The 23727-nt window shown below is 60.9% G+C and carries 18 protein-coding genes; 8 read left to right on the top strand and 10 right to left on the bottom strand.

Annotation, left to right across the window (positions count from 1 at the left end):
- The first annotated feature begins 55 nt into the window (after positions 1 to 55).
- A complete protein-coding gene (locus tag HU773_RS16545; protein ID WP_186625803.1) occupies positions 56 to 604 on the top strand; it encodes a dihydrofolate reductase family protein in 549 nt (182 codons plus the stop codon).
- Positions 605 to 675: 71 nt separating this feature from the next.
- On the opposite strand, the gene cysS is transcribed toward HU773_RS16545, so the two are convergent.
- Positions 676 to 2058: a cysteine--tRNA ligase gene (cysS, locus tag HU773_RS16550; RefSeq protein WP_057441584.1), complete on the bottom strand. Its 1383-nt coding sequence runs from the start codon at positions 2056 to 2058 to the stop codon at positions 676 to 678.
- A 21-nt stretch (positions 2059 to 2079) separates the two neighbouring features.
- Positions 2080 to 3780, bottom strand: a complete 1701-nt coding sequence (locus tag HU773_RS16555; RefSeq protein WP_057960030.1) for a glutamine--tRNA ligase/YqeY domain fusion protein — start codon at positions 3778 to 3780, stop codon at positions 2080 to 2082.
- A gap of 247 nt (positions 3781 to 4027) precedes the next feature.
- Between HU773_RS16555 and HU773_RS16560 the strand changes: the two genes are divergently transcribed.
- Both HU773_RS16560 and lpxH read left to right on the top strand, forming a co-directional pair.
- On the top strand, positions 4028 to 4531 hold the full coding sequence (locus HU773_RS16560) for a peptidylprolyl isomerase (protein WP_057441582.1): 504 nt from the start codon (positions 4028 to 4030) through the stop codon (positions 4529 to 4531).
- Positions 4528 to 5277, top strand: a complete 750-nt coding sequence (lpxH, locus tag HU773_RS16565) for a UDP-2,3-diacylglucosamine diphosphatase (RefSeq protein ID WP_057960031.1) — start codon at positions 4528 to 4530, stop codon at positions 5275 to 5277. Before HU773_RS16560 ends, lpxH begins: the two co-directional genes overlap by 4 nt.
- A 70-nt stretch (positions 5278 to 5347) precedes the next feature.
- Here lpxH and HU773_RS16570 read toward each other — a convergent pair whose 3' ends face one another.
- From HU773_RS16570 to HU773_RS16595, 6 genes are all read right to left on the bottom strand, one after another.
- Positions 5348 to 6877, bottom strand: a complete 1530-nt coding sequence (locus HU773_RS16570; RefSeq protein WP_057441580.1) for a DHA2 family efflux MFS transporter permease subunit — start codon at positions 6875 to 6877, stop codon at positions 5348 to 5350.
- A complete protein-coding gene (locus HU773_RS16575; RefSeq protein WP_115128488.1) occupies positions 6877 to 8079 on the bottom strand; it encodes an HlyD family secretion protein in 1203 nt (400 codons plus the stop codon). The genes HU773_RS16570 and HU773_RS16575 overlap by 1 nt, the downstream gene beginning before the upstream one ends.
- 41 nt (positions 8080 to 8120) lie before the next feature.
- On the bottom strand, positions 8121 to 8594 hold the full coding sequence (locus tag HU773_RS16580; protein ID WP_057441577.1) for a MarR family winged helix-turn-helix transcriptional regulator: 474 nt from the start codon (positions 8592 to 8594) through the stop codon (positions 8121 to 8123).
- Positions 8595 to 8766: 172 nt separating this feature from the next.
- The gene (locus HU773_RS16585; RefSeq protein ID WP_186625804.1) at positions 8767 to 12441 is read right to left on the bottom strand and encodes a translocation/assembly module TamB domain-containing protein; all 3675 of its coding nucleotides are present in this window, start codon (positions 12439 to 12441) and stop codon (positions 8767 to 8769) included.
- Complete coding sequence (locus HU773_RS16590) at positions 12438 to 14165, bottom strand: autotransporter assembly complex protein TamA (protein WP_186625805.1); 1728 nt, start codon at positions 14163 to 14165, stop codon at positions 12438 to 12440. The genes HU773_RS16585 and HU773_RS16590 overlap by 4 nt, the downstream gene beginning before the upstream one ends.
- Before the next feature lie 64 nt (positions 14166 to 14229).
- Positions 14230 to 14880, bottom strand: coding sequence for a GNAT family N-acetyltransferase (locus HU773_RS16595; RefSeq protein ID WP_057441572.1), 651 nt, complete (start codon positions 14878 to 14880; stop codon positions 14230 to 14232).
- 188 nt (positions 14881 to 15068) lie between these two features.
- On the opposite strand from HU773_RS16595, the gene xthA reads away from it, so the two are divergent.
- Positions 15069 to 15881 carry an exodeoxyribonuclease III gene (gene xthA, locus HU773_RS16600; protein ID WP_057441571.1) on the top strand — a complete coding sequence of 271 codons (813 nt, stop codon included), beginning with the start codon at positions 15069 to 15071 and terminating at the stop codon, positions 15879 to 15881.
- 198 nt (positions 15882 to 16079) lie between these two features.
- Entirely contained in the window at positions 16080 to 17420 is a 1341-nt protein-coding gene (locus HU773_RS16605) for a phosphate ABC transporter substrate-binding/OmpA family protein (RefSeq protein ID WP_186625806.1), read from the top strand.
- A gap of 116 nt (positions 17421 to 17536) precedes the next feature.
- Here HU773_RS16605 and HU773_RS16610 read toward each other — a convergent pair whose 3' ends face one another.
- Positions 17537 to 18766: an acyl-CoA dehydrogenase gene (locus tag HU773_RS16610; RefSeq protein WP_120733494.1), complete on the bottom strand. Its 1230-nt coding sequence runs from the start codon at positions 18764 to 18766 to the stop codon at positions 17537 to 17539.
- Between the two features lie 151 nt (positions 18767 to 18917).
- On the opposite strand from HU773_RS16610, the gene HU773_RS16615 reads away from it, so the two are divergent.
- From HU773_RS16615 to HU773_RS16625, 3 genes are all read left to right on the top strand, one after another.
- Positions 18918 to 19847, top strand: coding sequence for a LysR family transcriptional regulator (locus HU773_RS16615; RefSeq protein WP_057960036.1), 930 nt, complete (start codon positions 18918 to 18920; stop codon positions 19845 to 19847).
- 70 nt (positions 19848 to 19917) lie between these two features.
- Positions 19918 to 20319: a MerR family transcriptional regulator gene (locus tag HU773_RS16620; protein WP_057960037.1), complete on the top strand. Its 402-nt coding sequence runs from the start codon at positions 19918 to 19920 to the stop codon at positions 20317 to 20319.
- 13 nt (positions 20320 to 20332) lie between these two features.
- Positions 20333 to 21232, top strand: a complete 900-nt coding sequence (locus HU773_RS16625; protein WP_057441558.1) for a hydroxymethylglutaryl-CoA lyase — start codon at positions 20333 to 20335, stop codon at positions 21230 to 21232.
- A 701-nt stretch (positions 21233 to 21933) separates the two neighbouring features.
- Here HU773_RS16625 and HU773_RS16630 read toward each other — a convergent pair.
- On the bottom strand, positions 21934 to 23616 hold the full coding sequence (locus HU773_RS16630) for an AMP-binding protein (protein ID WP_115128492.1): 1683 nt from the start codon (positions 23614 to 23616) through the stop codon (positions 21934 to 21936).
- Positions 23617 to 23727: the final 111 nt, after the last annotated feature.

A 23727-nucleotide genomic window follows, 5' to 3' on the forward strand; every position in this document is an offset into this window, starting at 1 on the left:
GCGCTAAAGTGATACCGTCTTGATTCCACTTGATAAAAAAGGAGTTTTACCACCCATGAGGATCAAATGTTCCGTCTTTATCGCAGCAAGCATTGACGGTTTTATTGCCCGACCAGATGGGGATATTGAGTGGCTGCACCGACCGGAATATGAAAGTTCGGGCTTGAATGGCATCACTTATGAAAGCTTCATCGCAACAGTCGACGGGTTGGTCATGGGGCGCAAGACCCTGGAAAAAGTACTGTCCTTTCCAGAGTGGCCCTATGAGGGCACGCCGGTCATAGCGCTTTCCCACAAGACCTTAGAGATTCCTGCGCACCTACAGGGCAAGGTGGAGGTGTTGGCAGCCGATGTGAGCATGCTCGTCGACCAACTGGCCGAGCGCGGTATGAAACATCTTTATATCGACGGAGGCCAGACCATCCAGGCATTTCTTGAAGCAGGCCTGCTCAGTGAGTTGATCATCACCCGCATTCCGATTCTGCTGGGCCAGGGGATTCCCTTGTTCAGTCACGTCGGTCGTGAATGTGAGCTTCGCCACATCGCTACCTGTACCTCGGACAATGGCTTTGTCCAGAGCCGGTATGCCATCGAGCAGCGTTGACTCGCAACACCGCCACAAACAAAAACGCCCCGAACCAGTCGGGGCGTTTTTATTCATGCAGGCATCAGCCGTCAGTCAGCCAAGCGCCAGGTCGTCCCGCCCTTGCCGTCTTCCAATACCACGCCCATGGCGGTGAGTTGGTCGCGGATGCGGTCGGATTCTGCCCAGTCCTTGTTGGCACGGGCATTCAGGCGGGCCTGGATCAAGGCGTCGACTTCGGCTGCGTCCACACGCCCTTCGGCGCCGGCTTGCAGGAAGTCGTCCGCTTCCATTTGCAACACGCCCAGCACGCTGGCCAGTTCCTTGAGGCGTGCCGCCAGGCCGGCCGCTGCGGCGAGATCGCTCTCGCGCAGGCGGTTGATCTCGCGGACCATCTCGAACAGTACGGCGCAGGCTTCGGGGGTGCCGAAGTCGTCGTTCATCACGGTAGTGAAGCGTTCAACAAACGCCTCGCCACCGGCCGGCGCCACAACCGGCAGGCCTTTCAACGCGTGGTAGAACCGCTCCAGGGCGCCCTTGGCGTCCTTGAGGTTGTCTTCCGAGTAGTTGATGGCACTGCGGTAATGGCTCGATACCAGCAGATAACGCACAACCTCTGGGTGGTACTTTTCCAGCACGTCGCGGATGGTGAAGAAGTTGTTCAAGGACTTGGACATCTTCTCGCCATTGATGCGAATCATGCCGCAATGCATCCACGCGTTGGCGTAGGTCTTGCCGGTGGCCGCTTCGCTTTGGGCGATTTCGTTTTCGTGGTGCGGGAACTCAAGATCGCTGCCGCCGCCATGAATGTCGAACGTCTCGCCCAGGCAGCAGGTGGACATCACCGAGCATTCGATGTGCCAGCCCGGACGCCCGGCGCCCCAGGGTGATTCCCAGCTCGGCTCGCCGGGCTTGGTGCCTTTCCACAGCACGAAGTCCAGCGGGTCTTGCTTGGCTTCGTCGACTTCGATGCGGGCGCCGATGCGCAGGTCTTCGATTTTCTTGCGCGACAGCTTGCCGTAGCCCATGAACTTGGCGACGCGGTAGTACACGTCGCCATTGCCCGGGGCGTAGGCGTAGCCCTTGTCGATCAAGGTCTGGATCATCGCGTGCATGCCCGGGATATGGTCCGTGGCGCGCGGCTCCATGTCTGGTTTGAGGATATTGAGGCGCGCCTCGTCCTCGTGCATGGCGGCGATCATGCGCTCGGTCAGCGCGTCGAACGACTCGCCGTTTTCATTGGCGCGATTGATGATCTTGTCGTCGATGTCGGTGATGTTGCGCACGTACGTCAAGTCGTAGCCGCTGAAACGCAACCAGCGGGTCACCAGGTCGAAAGCAACCATGCTGCGGCCGTGGCCGATGTGGCAGTAGTCGTACACGGTCATGCCGCACACGTACATGCGCACCTTGTTGCCGTCCAGCGGCTTGAAGACTTCTTTGGTCTTGCTGAGCGTGTTGTAGATCGTTAGCACGATGTTTCCCTTAAGACTTGATCACTGGCCCCACGAATCACGCAAGGTCACGGTACGGTTGAATACCGGCTGACCAGGTTTCGAGTCCTTGATATCCGCGCAGAAGTAGCCTTCGCGCTCGAACTGGAAACGGTCTTCCGGCTGTGCGTCGCCCAAAGACGGTTCGGCACGACAACCTGTAAGTACTTGCAGGGAGTCAGGGTTGATGTTGTCCAGGAAGCTGGCGCTGTCTTCGGCCTTCTCGGGGTTAGGCGAGCGGAACAGGCGATCGTACAGGCGCACTTCGCACTCGACGCTGGCCGCGGCCGGCACCCAGTGCACCACGCCTTTGACCTTGCGGCCTTCAGGGTTCTTGCCCAGGGTTTCAGGATCGTAGGAGCAACGCAGTTCGACGATGTTGCCATCGGCGTCCTTGATGGCTTCGTCGGCACGGATCACGTAGCTGCCACGCAGGCGCACTTCGCCATTCGGCTCCAGGCGCTTGTAGCCCTTGGGCGGCTCTTCCATGAAGTCATCGCGGTCGATGTAGATTTCACGGGCGAACGGCAGCTTGCGCACGCCCAGTTCTTCTTTTTGCGGGTGACGCGGCAGTTCGAGGTGCTCGACCTGGTCTTGCGGGTAGTTGGTGATCACGACTTTCAACGGACGCAGTACGCACATGGCGCGCGGGGCGTTCGCGTCGAGGTCCTGACGGATGCTGAACTCGAGCATGCCGTAGTCAACCACGCCGTCGGAGCGGTTGGTGCCGACCATGTCGCAGAAATTGCGGATCGACGCCGGGGTGTAGCCACGACGGCGGAAGCCCGACAGGGTCGACATGCGTGGGTCGTCCCAGCCATGTACGTGCTTCTCATCGACCAACTGCTTGAGTTTGCGCTTGCTGGTGATGGTGTAGTTCAGGTTCAGGCGGCTGAATTCGTACTGACGCGGGTGCGCCGGCACCGGCAGGCTGTCGAGGAACCATTCGTACAGCGGGCGATGGCTTTCGAACTCCAGGGTGCAGATGGAGTGGGTAATGCCTTCGATGGCGTCCGACTGACCGTGGGTGAAGTCGTAGTTGGGGTATATGCACCACTTGTCACCGGTCTGGTGGTGATGGGCGTGGCGGATGCGGTACATGATCGGGTCGCGCAGGTTCATGTTCGGCGAGGCCATGTCGATCTTGGCCCGCAATACACGGGCGCCGTCCGGGAACTCGCCGTCGCGCATGCGGGTGAACCAGTCCAGGTTCTCTTCTACCGAACGGTCGCGGAACGGGCTGTTCTTGCCCGGCTCGGTCAAGGTGCCACGGTATTCCTTGGCCTGCTCAGGCGTCAGGTCGTCGACGTAGGCCTTGCCAGCCTTGATCAGCTCCACGGCCCAGTCGAACAACTGGTCGAAATACTTGGAGGCGTAGCGCACTTCACCGGACCATTCGAAGCCCAGCCACTTGATGTCGCTTTCGATGGCGTCGATGTATTCCTGGTCTTCCTTGGCCGGGTTGGTGTCGTCGAAACGCAGGTGCGTGACGCCACCGAACTCCTGGGCCAGGCCGAAGTTCACACAGATCGACTTGGCGTGGCCGATGTGCAGGTAACCGTTGGGCTCAGGTGGGAAACGGGTGACGATCTGCGTGTGCTTGCCCGAATCCAGGTCCGCCTGGATGATCGGGCGCAGGAAATTGACCGGGACGGCAGGTCCGGCCTTGGAATTCGAGGTAGGGTCGACAGTGGGCTTGCTCATAGGATCCTTGAACAGACAGGTACGTGGCCGGGTCGGGCCAGACAAACAAAGGGCTTATCATAGCCGATGCCGTCAAGCACCTGACAGGGCATGGCCAAAAACTGCTGCATTTATTGCATGGGCGGTAAAAAACCACCTCGAAATTCCTGACAGGCACGCTAAACTGCGCGCCTTGGCCGCAGTTTAGCCAACCCGGTAAGGTGCCCAGGCGTCCGAACCCACGAATTCCCTGAAAAGAGTAATGAACATGACTCAAGTCAAACTGACCACCAACCACGGTGACATCGTCATCGAGCTGAACGCCGAGAAAGCGCCGATCACCGTCGCCAACTTCATCGAGTACGTTAACGCCGGCCACTACGAAAACACTGTTTTCCACCGTGTCATCGGCAACTTCATGGTCCAGGGCGGCGGTTTCGAGCCTGGCATGAAAGAAAAGAAAGACAAGCGTCCAAGCATCCAGAACGAAGCGGACAACGGTCTTTCCAACGACAAGTACACCGTCGCCATGGCCCGTACCATGGAGCCGCATTCGGCCTCCGCGCAGTTTTTCATCAACGTGGCTGACAACGGTTTCCTCAACCACAGCGCCAAGACCGTACAGGGTTGGGGCTACGCGGTATTCGGTAAAGTCACCGAAGGCACCGACGTCGTGGACAAGATCAAGGGTGTTTCCACCACCACGAAAAGCGGTCACCAGGACGTACCAGCAGAAGACGTGATCATCGAGAAAGCCGAGATCGTTGCGTGATACTGCTGATTTCAGACTTGCATCTGGAAGAGGAGCGCCCGGACATTACCCGGGCGTTTCTGGATTTACTCCACGGCCGCGCCCGTGGCGCGCAAGCGTTGTACATCCTGGGGGACTTTTTCGAAGCCTGGATTGGTGACGATGGCATGACCCCGTTCCAGCGTTCGATTTGCGCGGCTCTACGTGAGCTGAGCGACAGTGGCACCCAAGTATTCCTGATGCACGGCAACCGGGATTTCCTGATCGGCAAGGCGTTCTGCAAAGCCGCAGGCGCAACGTTGCTCAAGGACCCTACCGTCGTGCAGCTGTATGGCGAGCCCGTGCTGTTGATGCACGGCGACAGCCTGTGTACCCGCGACCTCGGCTATATGAAGCTGCGGCGCATCCTGCGTAATCCCATCGTGCTGTTTATCCTGCGCCACCTGCCCTTGCGCACCCGCCATAAACTGGCGCACAAGCTGCGCAGTGAAAGCCGTGCCCAGGTACGCATGAAGGCCAACGATATTGTCGATGTAACGCCCGAGGAAGTGCCACGGGTGATGCAAGCCTTCGGCGTGCGCACCCTGGTCCACGGCCACACCCACCGCCCGGCCATTCACAAGTTGCAGATTGGCGAGCAGGCGGCCAAGCGCATTGTGCTGGGAGATTGGGACAAGCAGGGTTGGGCGTTGCAGGTGGATGAGCAAGGGTTTCAACTGGCGGCGTTTGACTTCGTCAATCCGCAGTTGGCGTTGCCTGGCGCCTGACTTGCAAACAACACGAAGCAAATGTGGGAGCGGGCTTGCTCCCACATTTCTAACCGCGAACACGTCAAGATCAGTGCCCTGATGCCGCCGGCCCCGCCTTCGCAGTAAACGGCGGCTTGGCCAGCCACACCAGCAGGATCAAGCCCATGAACATCCACCCCAGCAGCGTGAAGTAATCCACGGTGGACATCATGTACGCCTGGCTGGTGAGGATCTGGTCCAGTTGCGCATAGGCCTTGTGCCCCGCACCGCCCAGGGTGTTCAGCGCATCGCGGGTAGCCGAGTCGTACACGCTCATACTCTCGCTCATATAGGCATGGTGCTGGTCCGCGCGGCGAATCCAGATCCAGGTGGTCAGCGATGCCGCAAAGCTGCCGCCCAGGGTCCGCAGGAAGGTCGCCAGGCCTGCGCCGTCGGCGATCTGGTGCGGCGGCAGGTCGGACATCAGGATGCTCAAGGTCGGCATAAAGAACAGCGCCACGCCGATACCCATGAACAGCTGCACCAGGGCGATATGCTGGAAGTCCACTTCATTGGTGAAGCCGGCGCGCATGAAGCAGCTCAGGCCGATCGCCAGGAACGCCAGGCCGGCCAGCAGCCGCAAGTCGAACTTGTGCGCGTACTTGCCGACAAAGGGCGACATCAGCACCGGCAGGATGCCGATCGGCGCCACCGCCAGCCCGGCCCAGGTCGCGGTGTAGCCCATCTGCGTCTGCAGCCATTGCGGCAGGATCAGGTTGATACCAAAGAACCCGGCGTAGCCCAGCACCAAGACGATGGTGCCGATGCGGAAGTTGCGATGGGCAAACAGGCGCAGGTTGACCACTGGGTGCTTGTCGGTCATTTCCCAGATCACAAACACCGCCAGGGCGATCACCGAAATGGCCGCGCCGATGATGATGAAATTGGATTCGAACCAGTCCAGGTCATTGCCCTTGTCGAGGATGATCTGCAAGGCACCGACCCCGACGATCAAGCTCAGCAGCCCGACATAGTCCATCGGCTGATGACTGGTGACCACCGGGCGTTTCTTGAGCTGCGCACGCACCACCATCACCGCAAATATCCCGATGGGCACGTTGATAAAGAAGATCCACGGCCAGCTGTAGCTGTCGGTAATCCAGCCGCCAAGAATAGGCCCGGCAATGGGCGCGACCACCGTGACCATCGCCAGCAACGCCAAGGCCATGCCGCGCCTGGCGGGGGGATAGACCGCAATCAGCAAGGTTTGGGTCATTGGATACAACGGGCCCGCCACCAAGCCTTGCAGCACGCGAAAGCCGATCAACTCGGGCATCGAGGTGGAGACACCACACAGGAACGAGGCCAGCACAAACAGGACGGTCGCCCACAAAAACAGCTTCACCTCACCAAAGCGCCGGCTCAACCAGCCGGTCAATGGCAGCGCAATGGCATTGCTTACGGCAAAAGAGGTGATGACCCAGGTGCCCTGCTCCGAACTCACGCCCAGGTTGCCGGAAATGGTCGGCAACGCCACGTTGGCGATGGTGGTGTCGAGCACCTGCATAAAGGTCGCCAGGGACAGGCCAATGGTGGCCATCAGCAAGCTGGGTGGCGTGAACGAGGCGTTATTGCTCATCAGCGTTGTGCTGCCTTGGGCGCGGCCACGCTGTTGTCATGGATCAACTGGGTGATCATCGCGTCGGCCTCGGCCAACTGGCGGTCATACACGGTGGTGGTGAACGAGGCTTTTTGCGGCGGTTGTTGCGCCAGTACCGGGCCACTCTGGTCGTGCAGATTGACTTCCACCTGGGTCGACAAGCCCACCCGCAACGGGTGCTGGGCCAACTCCTGGGCATTGATATGGATGCGCACCGGAACCCGCTGCACGATCTTGATCCAGTTGCCGGTGGCGTTCTGGGCCGGCAGCAAGGCAAAGGCGCTGCCGGTACCGGCGCCGAGGCTGTCGACGGTGCCGCTGTACTTCACGTCGCTGCCGTAGAGATCGGCCTCGATATCCACCGGCTGGCCAATGCGCATCTGGCGCAGTTGGGTTTCCTTGAAGTTGGCGTCGATCCACAGTTGGTCCAGGGGAATCACCGCCATCAACGCGGTACCCGGCTCGACCCGCTGGCCCAGTTGCACGGTGCGCTTGGCGACGTAGCCGGTGACCGGTGCGATCAGGGTGCTGCGCGCATTGGTCAGGTAGGCCTGGCGCAGTTGCGCGGCAGCGGCCTGCACATCCGGGTGGGACGAAATCACCGTGTCATCCACCAACGCAGTGGAGGTATTGAGTTGCTGTTGCAGGTTGGCCAGTGAGTTGCTCGCCGCGCTCAGGGCATCGCGGGCGTGGGACAGTTCTTCCAGGGAAATCGCGCCGCCCTGGGCGAGGATTCTGCGGCGGTTGAAGTTGTCCTGGGCGGTTTGCACCTGGGCTTTTTGCGCCTGTACCTGGGCTTTCATGCCATCCACATTGCTGTACAAGCCACGCACCTGACGTACCGTGCGCGCCAGGTTGGCCTGGGCACTTTGCAGGCCGACGGCGGCGTCGTTGGGGTCGAAGTTGATCAGCACCTGGCCTTCGTGGACCAGGTCGCCATCGTCGGCGCCAATGCTGACCACGGTACCGGTGACCAGCGGGGTGATTTCCACCACGTTGCCATTCACGTACGCATCGTCGGTACTTTCGCTCCAACGGCCATACAGCTCGTGCCAGCCCCACACGCCCAGGACGCAAAGGACGACGATCAGCGCCAGGCCCAGCAACATGATTTTGCGTTTGCGCGGGTTGCCGTCGTTGGGTTGGGAGTGTGCGGTGTTGTTTGCTTGGGCAGTAGCCATGACAAGTACCTTGCGTTATTCAGCGCGCGTGACTGGCGTGTTCATTGAGTCCCGACCCGCTGCAACGTGATGGGATCACCCGCAGCGATCAGGATTTTCTTCAGGATGTGCTCCAGGGTCTGCAACTCCCCCGGTTCGAGTGCGCCAGCCAACTGGTTCAGGGCCTGGGCGCCGATCTGCGGCAGCATGTCCGCCAGGCGCTGGCCTTCTGCAGTCAGCACCAGTTGCACCTGGCGCCGGTCCTGCTCGGAGCGCTTGCGCGCCAGCAGGTCTTTTTGCTCCAGGCGGTCGAGCATGCGAGTCATCGAGCCACTGTCCAGGGACAGGTTGCGGCACAGCTCCGCCGGGGTATCGACGCCGAACTGGGCCATGATGATCAACACCTTGAACTGCGCGGCAGTGATGCCGTGGGGTTCCATATGGGTGTCGATGATGCGGTCTTTGAGAATCGCGGCGCGCCCCAGCAACAGCCCGAGATGGCAGTTATGGAAGTTTTCCGGGGTGAAGTGTTCCATCGGGAGTCACCTTATTACTGCCTAGGCAGTGAATGTGTGACGAAATATTACTGCCTAGGCAGCGAATGTCAAATAAATAGTTAGGTTGCTTGGTAATCAAGCGCTGAATGCACCCCAAAAAAATGGTGGGAGCTGGCAAGCCAGCTCCCACCACTTGATGTGCCTTTAACCCTCAGAAATCCCGCTTGTAGAAGATATCCAATGAACTGGCCACGCCGCTGGCCACTTCCAGGTACACCCTCTTGCTCAACAGGTAACGCAAGGCAATGGTGCTGGCCGGCTCGAACACCCCGACCCCGTAACGCAGGCTGAGTTTCTCGGTGATCTTGCCGCTGGCCACCACTGCCGTGTTGGTGCCGCTGCCCTGGGTGTCCAGCTCAAAGTCCTGGATCCCCAGGTTCTTGGCAATGTCCGAGGTCACGCCGGCACTGCCCATCAAGCCCAGGCCCAGTGCCGCTTGCGCCAGCATATTGTTGTCTTCGCCGGTGGTGCTCAACGGACGGCCCAGCACCAGGTAGGACAGCGCCTGCTCCTGGCTCATGGCCGGCTCCGAGAAGATCTGCGTGGTCGGCTGCTCGGCACTGCCGCTCAGGCGGATACCGGCGATCACGTCGTTGGTCTTGCGGATGGCTTCGATATCCAGGTATGGCTGGTCCAGCGGCCCGGCAAACAGCAGGCGCGCACGCCGCACATCCAGCCTCTGGCCATAGGCGCGGTAGCGCCCGTCGTTGAGCCACAGCTCGCCACGGGTGTCCAGGTTATCGCCGATATGCACCTGGCCCTGGACCTTGGCGGTCAGGCCGAAACCGGCAAAGTTGAGCTGGTCCTCGCCCACGACCACGTTGATGTCCATGGCGATGGCCATCGGCGGCTTGCCCTCTTCGGTCTGGCTGCCGACGATCACCGTGTCATCCGAGACCTTGACCGTCGATGGCGGCAGTTCGCGCACAGTGATATCACCGCGCGGGATGTGCACATTGCCGGCAATCGCCAACTTGTCGTCCTTGAGCGTGATCTTCAGGTCAGGCGCCACTTCCAGTTCGGCGTAGGGCTCGACCGTGACCGGCAGTTGCGAGCCTTGCAGGCTGAGGTCAACGGCCAGGGCCCGGCCCCAGTCGATCTGCCCCTTGAGGCTGCCCTGCCCGGCCTTGCCACTGCGCCAACCGCCGTTGAGCTGCACGCTTTCGCCGGCGATCAGGGCCTGCACGTTCAGGCCTTCAAGGCTGATGGGCAGTTCGGGTCCGGAAATCTCGCCGGCGATCAGGTTGACGTTGCCGTTGACCTGCGGCGCCAACAAGCCGCCGGAGATGCGCCCGCTGCCATTGAGCTTGCCATTGAGTTTTTCCACCATCGGCACAAACGGCCGCGCTACCGCCAGGTCCAGGCCGGTAAGGCTGAAGTTGCCGGAGATCGGCTTGTTTTTCGCCAGCGGGTTGATCTGCGCCTGCAGCAGCAACTCGCCGAGCTTGCCACCGCGGAAATTCAGCTGGGTATCAATGCGCGTGGGGTTAAGCGTGGTGTCCAGTTTGAGGGTGTCGTAGGGGAAGTCCAGCCACTGGTCCTTGTCCTTGACCCGCAACGTGCCGCCACTGGCATCCACCGCGATCAGGCCTTTAGGGCCGCTGGCCGGCAGGTCAAGCTGGATATCGGCGTTGAGCTTGCCTTGCCAGGCGAAATCCTTGGGCAGCCACTGCGCCAGGCTGTCGATGGGGAACTGCTTGAGGTGATAACGCAGCTTGGGATCGGGCATCAGTCGCTGGTCTTCGCCACACAGGCTGGCGGGCCCGGAGACCCAGCAATGGGCAGCGAAGGTCAGCTTGCCATCGGCCATGCGCTCGATTTTCGCCGGGGCCTGCAGCTTCCAGTCCTGGCCCCCGGCCTGCACCTCGCCACTGGCCAGGCGCCCGCGCCAGTTACCCTTGTCGAGCGTGCCGTCCAGGGCCAGGGCCAGTTTGACCAGGGGGCCCATGAGGTCCAGTTGGACTTTCTGGTTTTTGATGTCGCCCTGGGCGCTGGCGGTCAAGGTACCGAGCTGGGTATCCCCGGCCTGGATGCCGGTGCCCTTGAGGTCGATCTTCGCCCGTTGTGCGTTATCAAGCGTCGCATCCAGGGTGAGGGCTTGCAGGCGGTTATCTTCAAACACCAGTTGCTGGCCCTTGAGGTCGAGCTTGCCCTGGGGCGCCTTTAGAGTACCGGCCACATCGAGTCGACCATTGACCTGCCCACGCAACTGCGGCCACAGCTGGGCCAGGCGTGCGAGCTTGATGTCGATCTGCCCGGCCAGGCGCTGTTGCAGGCTGCCGCTGCCATTGATGCGGTTGTCACCCAGGCGGATATCCAGGTTGGCCAGGGTCCACTGCTCGCCCGCGCCTTCGGCCTTGGCGGCCAGCACCGCCGTTTGGCCGCGCAAGCGGCCCTTGAGGTCAAGGTCGGCGTTGAGCTTGAGTTGTTCGTTCTTGAACTCGCCCTTGCTGCGCAGCGGCCCGGCCAGGGTACCGGGCAATTCTGCGACCCAGTACGCCGGGTTCAACGCCGACAGGTCCAGCGCCGTATCCCAGGCGATGCCCTCGGCAAATTGCAGGTTCAAGTGCCCTTCGGCCTTGCCCTGGCCAGCGGTCAATTTCAGCTCGGGCAGGAACACTTGCTTGAGGTCGCCACTGAACGGCGTGATCAGGCTGAATTTGCCGGCCGGGCCATCGAGGTCGGCCTTGAGATTGCCCAGGTAGTTGCCGTCCTTGTAGGACACTTCACCGTTGAAGGTGCGTAGCACCACTTGCGGCTCGTCAATCAGCGGATACAGGCGATGCCAGGGGAAGTCCAGCCAGTCGATTTTTGCGTCTGCGCTGAAGCCCTGCTGCCAATCCAGTTGGGCGCTGAGCGTGAGGCTTTGCTTGTCCCCGGCATTCAGGTCCAGGCCGGCGAGCTGCGCGCCCTTGGCATCGACCCGGCCTTGCAGCAACAGGTCAACCGGGCCCTTTTCTGCGGGTAATACAGCCTTGCCCAGCAACTGATAGCCCTTGCCCAGGTCGCCCTTGGCAGTCAGGTCCAGTTGGTTGAGCTGCAAGGTGTCCGGCAAGTCGGCGGCAGGTTTGAAGCCATCGGCGGTGATTCGCAACTGTGCTGGCAGGTTCTCGACCAGGGGTTGCAGCTCGCCGCTAAGTTTGGCCGGCAGGTAGCCCGTGCTGTCGGCGTCGAGCTTGAGGGTCTTGAGCAGATCACCGGTCACGTTCAGCGCCACCGTCCACGGCGCGCCGCCCGGGGCATAGGGCAGGCTCAGGTTGCCAGTCGCGGTCAACGGCCAATCGCCCGCGGGGTGCAGCATACCGCTGAGATCCAGCACCAGGTCGTCACGTTGCAGATGTACCGCGTTGATCTGCATGCCCTCGGCTGTCCAGTGCGCGGCCAATTGCAGGCCCTTGAGTTCTTCGCTGCCGTTGAACAGCAGGCTGCCGACGCGCACGTCGCCCAGTTCGATCGCCACGGGCAGGTTCAAGTCCGGCAGGGTAATCGGGCCGCTGCTGTCTTCGGTGCTGGGTGGCAATTGCAGGCTGATCTGCTCCACGTCCAGTTGCCGGATGCACAGGGTCATGCGCAGCAGGCACGCCGGCGACCAGTCGAATTTGGGGGCATTGAGCTCTACGCGGCTGCTGTCTTGTTGCCACAGCACCTGGTCGGCGCTCCATTGCCCACCCAAACGGCCCTGGAAGTTTTCCACGCTCAACCCCGGGACTTGGCCGAGGGCCCAGCGACTGCCGACTTGCGTACCCAGTACGCTCCACACCGCCAGCGGCACCAAGGCAACGACCGCTGCCACACTCAGACCCGCTATTTTCAAACCACGCTTCACAGCTCAGGCCCCATGGAAAAGTGCAAACGAATGCCGCCCGGATCTTCCAGGGCATGGGCCAGGTCAAGACGAATCGGGCCGACCGGAGACACCCAGCGCACGCCGACGCCGACCCCGGTTTTCAGGCTTGGCAACTCAAGGGTGTTAAAGGAGTTGCCCTGATCGACAAAGGTCGCGATCCGCCATTTTTCGGCGATGGAATATTGATACTCGGCGCTCAAGGCCACCATGTAGCGGCCACCGATGCGGTCGCCCTTGTTGTTTTCCGGGGACAGGGTCTGGTACTCGTAGCCACGCACACTTTGGTCGCCACCGGCAAAAAAGCGCAGGGACGGCGGCACCGACTTGTAGCCGTTGGTGGCGCTGCCGCCAAACTGCGCGCGACCGAGGAAACGGTGCTTGTCCCACACGGTGGTCAAGCCCTTGATCATCGCAGTGCCGTACAGCAGGTTGGTGTCAGAGCCCAGCCCTTCCTTGGCCACCTTGGTATCGAACTGCAGGCGATAGCCATTATGCGGGTCGATGCGGTTATCGCTGCGCAGGTAGGAATAGCTGATACCGGGCATCAGCAAATTGCTCAAGCCGGAGTCGTCCCCCAGGCGATATTCTTCGCGCTGCCATTTGAGCGAGATCACCCGTGTCCAGCCGCTGGGCAATTTGCTGTGCCATTCCGGGCCGAGGGTGAGCAGCTTGCTGAGGGTGTCGGTATTGGCCAGCTCTTCATTCTGATAGCCGCCGGCAAAACGCAGCTTGTCGGTGAGCGGCGGATCAAGGGGAATGTCGTACCACAGGCCGACGTTCTGCCGGGGCGCCGACAACTCGGCCTCCCAGCCATAGCTGTGCCCCCGGGGGTTGACCCAGTGCCGTGTCCAGTTGGCCTTGCCACGCGGGCCGACGTCAGTGGAAAAACCCAGGCCCAGGCCCATGGTCCGCGGTTTACGGGTTTCCAGTTGGACCGCCACCGGGATCACATCATTGGCCGCCGCTGCCGGGGCGGCATCCACGCGCACGCCCTCGAAATAGCCGCTCGATTGCAGGGCCTGGTTCAGTTCGGCGATCAGTTCGGAATCGTAGGGCGCGCCACTCTTGAACGGCACCATGCGTTGCAAAAGCTCTTCATCAAAGGGGGTATCGCCGGCAAAGTTGACCTTGCCGAGGGTGTAGCGCGGGCCGCTGTCGTAGACCAGTTCAATATCGGCCACGCCCGCCTGGGGGTCGACGGACAGTGTCTGACGAGTGAAGCGGCCACTGAAATAGCCGAAGCGCGAGGCCTGGTTCTGGATCAGGCGCTTGGCGTCTTCGTAATGGCCATGGTTGAGTACGGCGCCGGACTTGAGGTCTTTGCTGTCGGGCACACGGAAGGATTTGAGCTCGGCCGCCGGGCCGTCGACGCGAATCGTGACATTGCGTAAATGCACCGGTTCGCCGGGGTCAATGCTGAGGATCAGGCGCGGATTCTTGCCGGGCTTTACCTCACTGGCAATCTGCGGCTGATAAAAGCCCAGTGCCTGGGCGGCCTTGCGCGCCTGCTCCTCGGCGCCGCGACTGAAGCGCTGCAAGGCCTCTTCGTCACGCTCGCCAACCCCGCCGATATAGCCTTCGATATTGGCCTTCAGCGCATCGTTTGAAGGCTTGACCCGCACGTCCAGTTCGCTTTGTGCCAAGGCGCCGCAGCTTGTGAACAGCAGAATCAAGCCGCTGGTAATTTTATTTGGAAACTTCATAGGCGCGGATGCTACACGAGCTGAGGAGCACCTTAGAACCTGGAATTGTCTGAATAATTCTGGGTTAAGGCGTTGCAGGTTGTAACACCTGGGGATTCGGGTGAAAAAACACATGCTCCAGAATGGGTCCTACAGCCACCTCCGCCACTTCGGCATAGCCCTGGCGTTTGTAGAACTCCAGGTACAGCGGATTGCCGGTATCCAGCACCACCCCTTGTGAATGCGGGTCTTCGGCGCACCAGTTATGCACGGCTTCCAACAGTTGCTCGCCGTAATGCTTGCCCTGGAATTGCGGGTGGACCCCCAGCAGCGGCAGCACATGCACCGACTCCGATGGCAAGCACGCCAGCACCGCCTGATGGTATTCGAGGTAGCGCCGGGTGCACCTGAAACCGGTGCTCAGCCACATGCGCAATTGCCAGGCCCAGCTTTCCGTGATGCCCAGGCGCCGTTGCGGCGGGGCAATCAGGGCGATGCCGATCAGGCGGTCATTGACCAACAGGCCGATGGCCGGCAGTTCCTGGAGAAAGTGTTGCTTGACCAGCTCACGCACCGTCGCGCGGACCCGCTGCTCGTACCCTGAGCGTTCAGCTTCGAACAGATAGGCAAAGGTCGGCTCATGCCGATAGGCGTGGTACAGCAGCGAGCGCGCTTCGCGGGAATAGCCGCTATCGAGCAGGTGCACCTGGGCAACGGCGGTCGAGGTGTCGGGCATCAGTCGTATCTCCCCTGGGCGCCACTCAAAAAGGTCGCGCTCTTATTGTTACGAGCCCGGGGCAACGGAGTCGTTCCCTGCCATTGGCTCCCTGAGAGACATTAGCAGCGCATCTGTCCTACCGCCACGCTGGCCCCCGTCCGACTTGTCGGCTAGCATCGCCCTTTTGCCAGACTGGACTGCCGACCATGAAAATCGTCTCTTTTAATATCAACGGGCTGCGCGCCCGGCCTCATCAGCTGGCGGCCCTGATCGACAAACATCAACCCGACGTGATCGGCCTGCAGGAAACCAAAGTCCACGACGAGCAGTTCCCGCTGGCCGAAGTCCAGGCCCTGGGCTATCACGTGTACTACCACGGGCAGAAAGGCCACTACGGCGTCGCCCTGCTCTCGCGCCAGGAACCGCTGGCCCTGCACAAGGGTTTTGCCAGCGACGAAGAGGATGCCCAGCGCCGCTTTATCTGGGGCACCTTCGCCGATGAACACGGCAACCCGATCACCATCATGAATGGCTATTTCCCACAGGGCGAAAGCCGCGACCACCCGACCAAGTTCCCGGCCAAGCAGCGCTTTTACGAAGATCTGCAGCACCTGCTGGAGAGCCAGTTCAGCAATGACCAGGCATTGGTGGTGATGGGCGACGTGAATATTTCCCCCGAGGATTGCGACATCGGCATCGGTGCCGACAATGCCAAGCGCTGGCTGAAGACCGGCAAATGCAGCTTCCTGCCGGAAGAACGCGAGTGGATGGCGCGCCTGAAGAACTGGGGCCTGACCGACAGCTTCCGTCACCTCAACCCGGACGTGGCGGATCGCTTCAGCTGGTTCGATTACCGCAGCCGCGGCTTTGAAGACGAACCCAAGCGTGGCCTGCGGATCGACCTGATCATGGCCTCCAACGGCCTGTTGCCACGAGTCAAGGATGCGGGTGTGGACTATGAGTTGCGCGGCCTGGAAAAACCCTCGGACCATGCGCCGATCTGGCTGGAACTGAGCTGATCTTTGCGACCACACCATAAAATGTAGGAGCTGGCTTGCCTGCGATGGCGCTGGGTCAGTCGATAGATATGTTGACTGACACACCGCCTTCGCAGGTAAGCCTGCTCCCACATTTGGACCGGCTGGGTGTCAGTCATATTTTGGCAACCTTACTGACTTAATCTGCCCGCACGTCCTTTGGCTTGAGAAGGTGCCGGCATGATGCTGCGCGTTCTGTACCTGCTGACACTTTGCAGCGTTTTTCCTCTTACAGTTTCTGCAACGCCCCTACCCTTTCCCGAACACGGCCCGGCCTTACGCATCCAGGGCTCCAACACCATTGGCGCGGCGTTGGGCCCGGCGCTGGTCAGGGGTTTGCTGGAGCAACAGGGTCTCAAGGCTGTACACAGCGAAACACCCGCCCGCCCCAACGAAGAGCGCCTCGTCGGCACCAGCCCCCAAGGCAAGCGGGTACTGGTCGAGATCGCCGCCCATGGTTCCAGCACCGGCTTTGCCGCGCTGAAACAGGCCGCGGCCGACCTGGCGGCCGCGTCACGCCCGATCAAGGACCGCGAACTGGTGGACCTCGAGCCCCTGGGTGACCTGAAAAGCCCCGGTGCCGAGCAGGTGATCGCGATTGATGGCCTGGCAATCATCCTGCACCCACGCAACCCGCTGCAGGTGTTGACCACCGAACAACTGGCGAAGATTTTCAGCGGCGAGATCAGCACCTGGGAAGCCTTGGGCGGCAGCGGCGGGAAGATCCGCCTGTATGCTCGCGATGATCAATCCGGCACCTACGACACCTTCAAGGAGCTGGTGCTCAGCCGTCGCGGCAAAACCCTCGACAGCAAGGCTCAGCGCTTTGAATCGAGCGAGCAATTGTCCGATGCAGTCAGCCAGGACCCTCAGGGGATAGGTTTTATCGGCCTGCCCTATGTGCGTCAGGCCAAGGCGGTGGCCATCAGCGATGGCGACTCCCAAGCCATGTTGCCGCAGAGCAGCCTGATCGCCACCGAAGACTACCCGCTGTCGCGCCGCTTGTTTTTCTATCTGCCGCCCAACAACAGCAATCCCTGGGCCGAAGCGCTGGTGGACTTTACCCAGAGCGCCCAAGGCCAGGCCATCGTGGCGGCCAATGGCTTTATCGCCCAGCAGGTCCAGGCCATTACCGTGCAGCCACGGGCGCCGATGCCAGCCGACTACCAGGCCATTGCCCGCGAGGCGCAGCGCCTGACGGTGAATTTTCGCTTCGAAGAAGGCAGCGCCAGCCTTGACAACAAGGCGCGCCAGGACCTTGCCCGCGTGGTGGCTTATATAGATAGCCACGATAAACGGGACAAGCGCGTCACGCTGGTGGGGTTTGGTGACGCCAAGGATGATCCGCAGCGCGCCGACCTGCTGTCCAAGCTGCGGGCAATGGCGGTACGCCGGGAGCTGGTCAAAAGTGGTGTGGTGTTGCGCGATATTCGCGGCTTCGGCGCCGAGATGCCGGTAGCGGCGAATACCGTGGATGAGGGGCGGATCAAGAATCGCCGGGTGGAGGTCTGGGTTTATTGAAACCTGAAGACGGGTGTGGATTGGCCCACCGCAATCGCGGGCAAACCCGCTCCCACACTGACCGCGTGCGATCACAATGTGGGGGCGGGCTTGCCCGCGATACCGGCGACTCGGTCCTACTGGCCGCTGCGCATCAGTTCTTTAGGCACATATTTGCCAATCTCGAACTTGCCAATCGCCGCCCGGTGCACTTCATCCGGGCCGTCGGCCAGGCGCAAGGTGCGTTGCATGGCGTACATGTAGGCCAACGGGAAGTCATTGGAGACCCCGGCACCGCCATGGATCTGGATCGCCCGGTCAATCACCTTCAGAGCCACATTCGGCGCCACGACCTTGATCTGGGCGATTTCACTTTTCGCCACTTTGTTGCCGACCGTATCCATCATGTAGGCGGCCTTTAACGTCAGCAGGCGTGCCATGTCGATTTCCATCCGCGAGTCGGCGATTTTGTCGATATTGCCACCCAGGCGCGCCAGCGGTTTGCCAAAGGCGGTGCGGCTGACCGAACGCTTGCACATCAACTCCAGGGCCCGTTCAGCCATGCCAATCGAGCGCATGCAGTGATGGATACGGCCCGGGCCAAGGCGCCCCTGGGCAATTTCAAAGCCGCGGCCTTCACCCAGCAGGACGTTTTCGTACGGCACACGCACGTTGTCAAACAGGACTTCGGCATGCCCATGGGGCGCGTCGTCGTAGCCGAACACCGGCAGCGGCCGGACGATTTTCACCCCGGGCGCATCCACCGGTACCAGGATCATCGAGTGCTGCTGGTGGCGCGGCGCATCCGGGTTGCTCAGGCCCATGAAGATCAGGATCTTGCAGCGCGGGTCGCACGCGCCGGAGGTCCACCACTTCTTACCGTTGATCACCCACTCGTCACCCTGGCGCTCGGCGCGGGCGGCCATGTTGGTGGCGTCGGAAGACGCCACATCGGGTTCGGTCATGGCGAACGCCGAGCGGATCTCGCCACGCAGCAGGGGCTCCAGCCAGCGTTGTTTCTGCCCTTCGTTGGCGTAGCGCACCAGCACTTCCATATTGCCGGTGTCGGGCGCCGAGCAATTGAACGGCTCCGGCCCCAGCAGGGAGCGGCCCATGATTTCGGCGAGCGGCGCGTATTCCAGGTTGGTCAGGCCAGCGCCCAGTTCGGATTCCGGCAGGAACAGGTTCCACAGGCCTTCGGCCTTAGCCTTGGCCTTGAGCTCTTCCATAATCGCAGTGGGCTGCCAGCGGTCACCTTCGCTGACCTGGCGTTCAAACACTGGCTCGGCAGGGTAAACGTAAGCATCCATAAACGCGGTGACGCGTTCACGCAGTTCCTGAACCTTGGGCGAATAGGCAAAATCCATGAGCAGCTCCCTTCTTGGAGAGGTTGTTTAGGTCATGCAAACGATGCTAGAACAGCGCTGATAATTTACCTAGCCTATTCTCGGCGTGTATTAACATTCATCACCGATATATGATCGGCGTATGAAAACCTAACAAGAAGAGCGCAACGAAATGAATCTGAGCAAGGTCGACCTCAATCTTTTCATCGTCTTTGACGCGATCTACACCGAAGCCAACCTGACCCGTGCCGGACAGATCGTGGGCATCACCCAGCCGGCCGTATCCAACGCCCTGGCACGCCTGCGCGAGACCTTCAACGACCCGCTCTTCGTGCGGACCGCCCAGGGCATGGTGCCGACCCCCATGGCCCAGAACATCATTGGCCCGGTGCGCAATGCCCTGTCGTTGCTGCGGGTGTCGGTGCAAGAGAGCCGGATCTTCAACCCATTGCAAGCGGCCAAGACCTACCGCATCAGCATGACCGACCTCACTGAAGCGGTGATCCTGCCGCCACTGTTCCAGCGCCTGCGCCGCCTGGCGCCCACGGTGATCATTGAGAGTTTCCTGTCCAAACGTCGGGAAACCACCAAGGAACTGGCCGCCGGACGCCTGGATTTCGCAGTGGACGCGCCGCTCAACACCGACCCGCAAGTGCGCCACGTCAAGCTGATGGAAGACCGCTACGTGTGTGCCATGCGCAAGGGCCACCCGATGGCGGGCAAGGAAAAGTTCAGCCTCGATGACTACCTGTCGCTGACCCATATCCATATTTCCAGCCGGCGCAATGGCCTGGGCCACGTCGACCTGGCCCTCGGTAAAATGGGGATCCAGCGCAAGATCGCCCTGCGCTCCCAGCATTACCTGATGGCTTCCCAGGTGTTGCAGCAGACCGATATGGTAATGACCGTGCCCGAGCGCTTTGCACGGCGTAACGAGCTGCACTCGTTCAACCTGCCGGTCAATGATGTGCCGCCGGTGGAAACCCACTTGTACTGGCATGAAAGCACCGACCAGGACCCGGCCAACCGCTGGATGCGCGAGCAGATGATCGAGTTGTGCCAGCAGGTTACGGCGCGTGAGAAGAAGCTGGATAACGCGTAGGCGGTGATTTGCTTGACGTTTACGTCAAGCAGCCATTAGCGTAGCGCCAAGACCCTCCTTGAGCGCCACCATGAGCACGACCTACAGCATCTCCGACCTGGCCCGCGAGTTGGACATCACCACCCGGGCCATTCGTTTCTATGAAGAACAGGGCCTGCTGCGCCCCGAGCGCCGGGGCCAGGAGCGTATCTATTCGCCCCGGGACAAAGTCAGCCTGAAGCTGATCCTGCGGGGCAAGCGCATCGGTTTTTCCCTGGCCGAATGCCGCGAACTGATCGAACTCTACGACCCCAGCAGCGGCAATCAAAAGCAATTGCACAGCATGCTGGCAAAAATCAGCGAACGCCGTGAGCAGTTGGAACAGCAGTTGCTGGACATCGAGCAGATGAAACTGGAACTGGACACCGCCGAAGAACGTTGCACCCAGGCCCTGGAACAGACGATCCAGAGCCAGGTCGGCCAACCCCAATAAAAAGGTAGATCCCATGTCTCTCCCCTCTCAGGTGCGCCTGATCGAAGTCGGCCCGCGCGACGGTCTGCAAAACGAAGCCCAGCCCATCAGCGTGGCCGACAAGGTGCAACTGGTCGACGCCCTCAGCGCGGCGGGCCTGGGCTATATCGAAGTCGGCAGTTTTGTCTCGCCCAAGTGGGTACCGCAGATGGCCGGCTCGGCCGAAGTGTTTGCGCAGATCCAGCGCAAGCCGGGCGTGATCTATGGCGCGTTGGCGCCGAACCTGCGGGGCTTCGAGGACGCGCTGGCGGCCGGAGTCAAGGAGGTTGCAGTATTTGCAGCGGCGTCCGAGGCGTTTTCCCAGCGCAATATCAACTGCTCCATCAGCGAGAGCCTGGAGCGCTTTGCGCCCATCATGGCGGCGGCACAACAGCACGGCGTGAGTGTGCGCGGCTATGTGTCCTGTGTCTTGGGTTGCCCCTATGAAGGTCAGGTCGCCCCGGAGCAAGTCGCTGCGGTGGCCCGCGAGCTGTATTCCATGGGCTGCTATGAAGTGTCCCTGGGCGACACCATCGGCACCGGCACCGCAGGCGCTACGCGGCGCATGTTCGAGGTAGTGGGCAAGGACGTGCCACGGGCAAAGCTCGCCGGACACTTCCATGACACCTACGGCCAGGCCATCGCCAATGTCTACGCCAGCCTGCTGGAGGGTATCCAGGTGTTCGACAGCTCTATCGCGGGCCTTGGCGGCTGCCCCTATGCCAAGGGCGCCAGCGGTAACGTGGCCACCGAGGACGTGCTGTACCTGCTCGACGGCCTGGGCATCGAAACCGGTATCGACATGGACAAGTTGATTGTGGCGGGTCAGCAGATCTGTACGGTCCTGGGCCGCCCCACCGGCTCACGCGTGGCCAAGGCCCGTAGCGCCCGTTGAGTAGCGCGCCTGCTCCGATGTGTTACCTCGCGGCTACACATCGGGTAACACGGGAACATATTTTGTCGCATTCTCTGAAGTAAATTTCCTACTAAAAAATCAAGCAATTGATTTTAAAGGACTTTTAAAAGTTGGCACGGCTTCTGCTATCTCTATGGCATAACAAGAATAAAAAGCACCAAACCTAATAAAAATAAGACGTAACGACTCTGACATAACAAAAACAACACGGCAGAGACGCAGCTAACAGATTTTTTTGGAGAAGATGTGCTTCGCAGGGTACGGCGCAAGCCGCCACTCGCAACCGGGCAGAGAACAATAAAACTACCTCAAGGTAGCTACCCACTGGTTGGATCGCGTGCGAAGAAGCAGGTCAGCGCTCAAAAAAATACGTTTGCTCTTGACCCCGGATGGGGGTCGCCAAAAACAGCGGTAAAGGGCCACGGTTGCCAAAAACAACAATAGACCGCCCCTCAATAATAAAAAAAGAGCACGTAACAACAAATTAAAGGGGAGCTTCGGCTCCCCTTTGTGCTGTCTGGGTGAAATGAATTGTGTGAATCACCTGCTATCCCCTGTGAGAGCGGGCTTGTGTGGGAGCGGGCTTGCCCGCGATAGCGGTGGGTCAGCTGATGAATAGTTGACTGACACTCCGCCATCGCGGGCAAGCCCGCTCCCACATTTTTGATCGGCGCCAGATCTCAGTCTTCGCTACGCAGTTGCTCGATGGTGATCTCACGCATGCGAAACTTCTGAATCTTCCCCGTCACAGTCATCGGAAATTCTTCGACAAAGCGGAAATGCTTCGGCGTCTTGAAGTGTGCAATGCGCCCTTTGCACCAGGTTTGCAGTTCCAGCTCGTTGGCCACGTGCCCGGGGTGAAACTTGATCCAGGCCACGATCTCTTCGCCATAACGCTCATCGGGAATGCCGATGATCTGTACATCCGCCACCGCCGGGTGGGTGAAGAAGAACTCCTCCAACTCCCGTGGGTACACGTTCTCGCCACCGCGAATGATCATGTCCTTGTTGCGCCCGGCGATGCACACATAACCCTGCTCATCCATGGTCGCCAGGTCGCCGGTGTGCATCCAGCCGGCGTCGTCGATGGCTTCGCGGGTGCCTTCAGGGTTGTTCCAGTAGCCGAGCATCACGCTGTAGCCTCGGGTACACAACTCGCCAATCTGCCCACGCGGCACGGTGTTACCGGCCTCGTCGATGATTTTGCTTTCCAGTTGCGGCTGGGTCCGCCCGACCGTGGTCACGCGCCGCTCCAGATCGTCATCCGCGCCGGTCTGCAGGGAAACGGGACTGGTCTCGGTCATGCCGTAGGCAATCTGCACCTCGCTCATATGCAAGTCGCTGATGACCCGGCGCATCACCTCTATCGGGCAAGTGGAGCCGGCCATGATCCCAGTGCGCAGACTCGACAGATCGAACGTGCTGCGTTGCGGATGATCGAGCACCGCAATAAACATCGTGGGTACGCCGTACAGGCCGGTGGCGCGCTCTTCGGCCACGGCGGTCAGGGTCAGCAGTGGGTCGAAGCCGTCATTGGGATAGATCATGGTGGTGCCATGGGTGATGCAGCCCAGGTTACCCATGACCATGCCAAAGCAATGATAGAGCGGCACCGGGATCACCAGGCGATCCTGCGCGGTCAGGCCCAGGCTTTCGCCAACCATGTAACCGTTATTGAGGATGTTGTGGTGACTGAGGGTGGCGCCCTTGGGGAAGCCCGTGGTGCCGGAGGTGTACTGGATATTGACGGCTTGATCGAAGTGCAGGCTGGCCTCGCGGTGCTGCAATTGTTCCGGGGGTGTCCCCGTCCCCAGGGCCGACAATTGCGACCAGGGCATGAACCCCGAGGGCGGTCGCGCATCCAGGCTGATCACCCCGCGCAGTTCCGGCAATAGATCACAGTGCAACTGGCCAATGCCCTGCTCCGCCAGTTCCGGCACCAGCGCCTGCAGCATGCCGTGGTAGTCGGAGGACTTGAACGAACCGGCACAGATCAACCACTGGCAACCCGACTGCTTGAGCACGTATTCCAGCTCGCTGCTGCGGTAGGCCGGGTTGACGTTGACAAGAATCACCCCGAGCTTGGCGCTGGCCACCTGGCTGATGCACCACTCGGCACAGTTCGGCGCCCAGATGCCGAGGCGATCCCCGGCCTGCAACCCCAGCGCCAGCAGCCCGCGTGCATGCAGGTCCACGGCTCCGGCCAGCTGCCGCCAGGTGTAGCGCAGCTGCTGATGGCGCACCACCAGGGCCTCGCCCTCCGGGTACTGCGCCACCGTGCGGTCAAATGCCTGGCCGATGGTCATGGCCAGCAAGGCCTTGTCCTGTGGGCCACGGCTGTAGCTCTGATTCGGTTGATCCATGACGACCCCTATTGTCTTTTTTGTAGGTGGACGGTGCGCCGGTCAGGCGCGAGCTTGACGTTAACGTAAGCTACGATTGACAGTCATGCAACGCAAGTTTACGTTAACGTA

This window comes from Pseudomonas shahriarae (assembly GCF_014268455.2).
Classification (GTDB): domain Bacteria; phylum Pseudomonadota; class Gammaproteobacteria; order Pseudomonadales; family Pseudomonadaceae; genus Aquipseudomonas; species Aquipseudomonas shahriarae.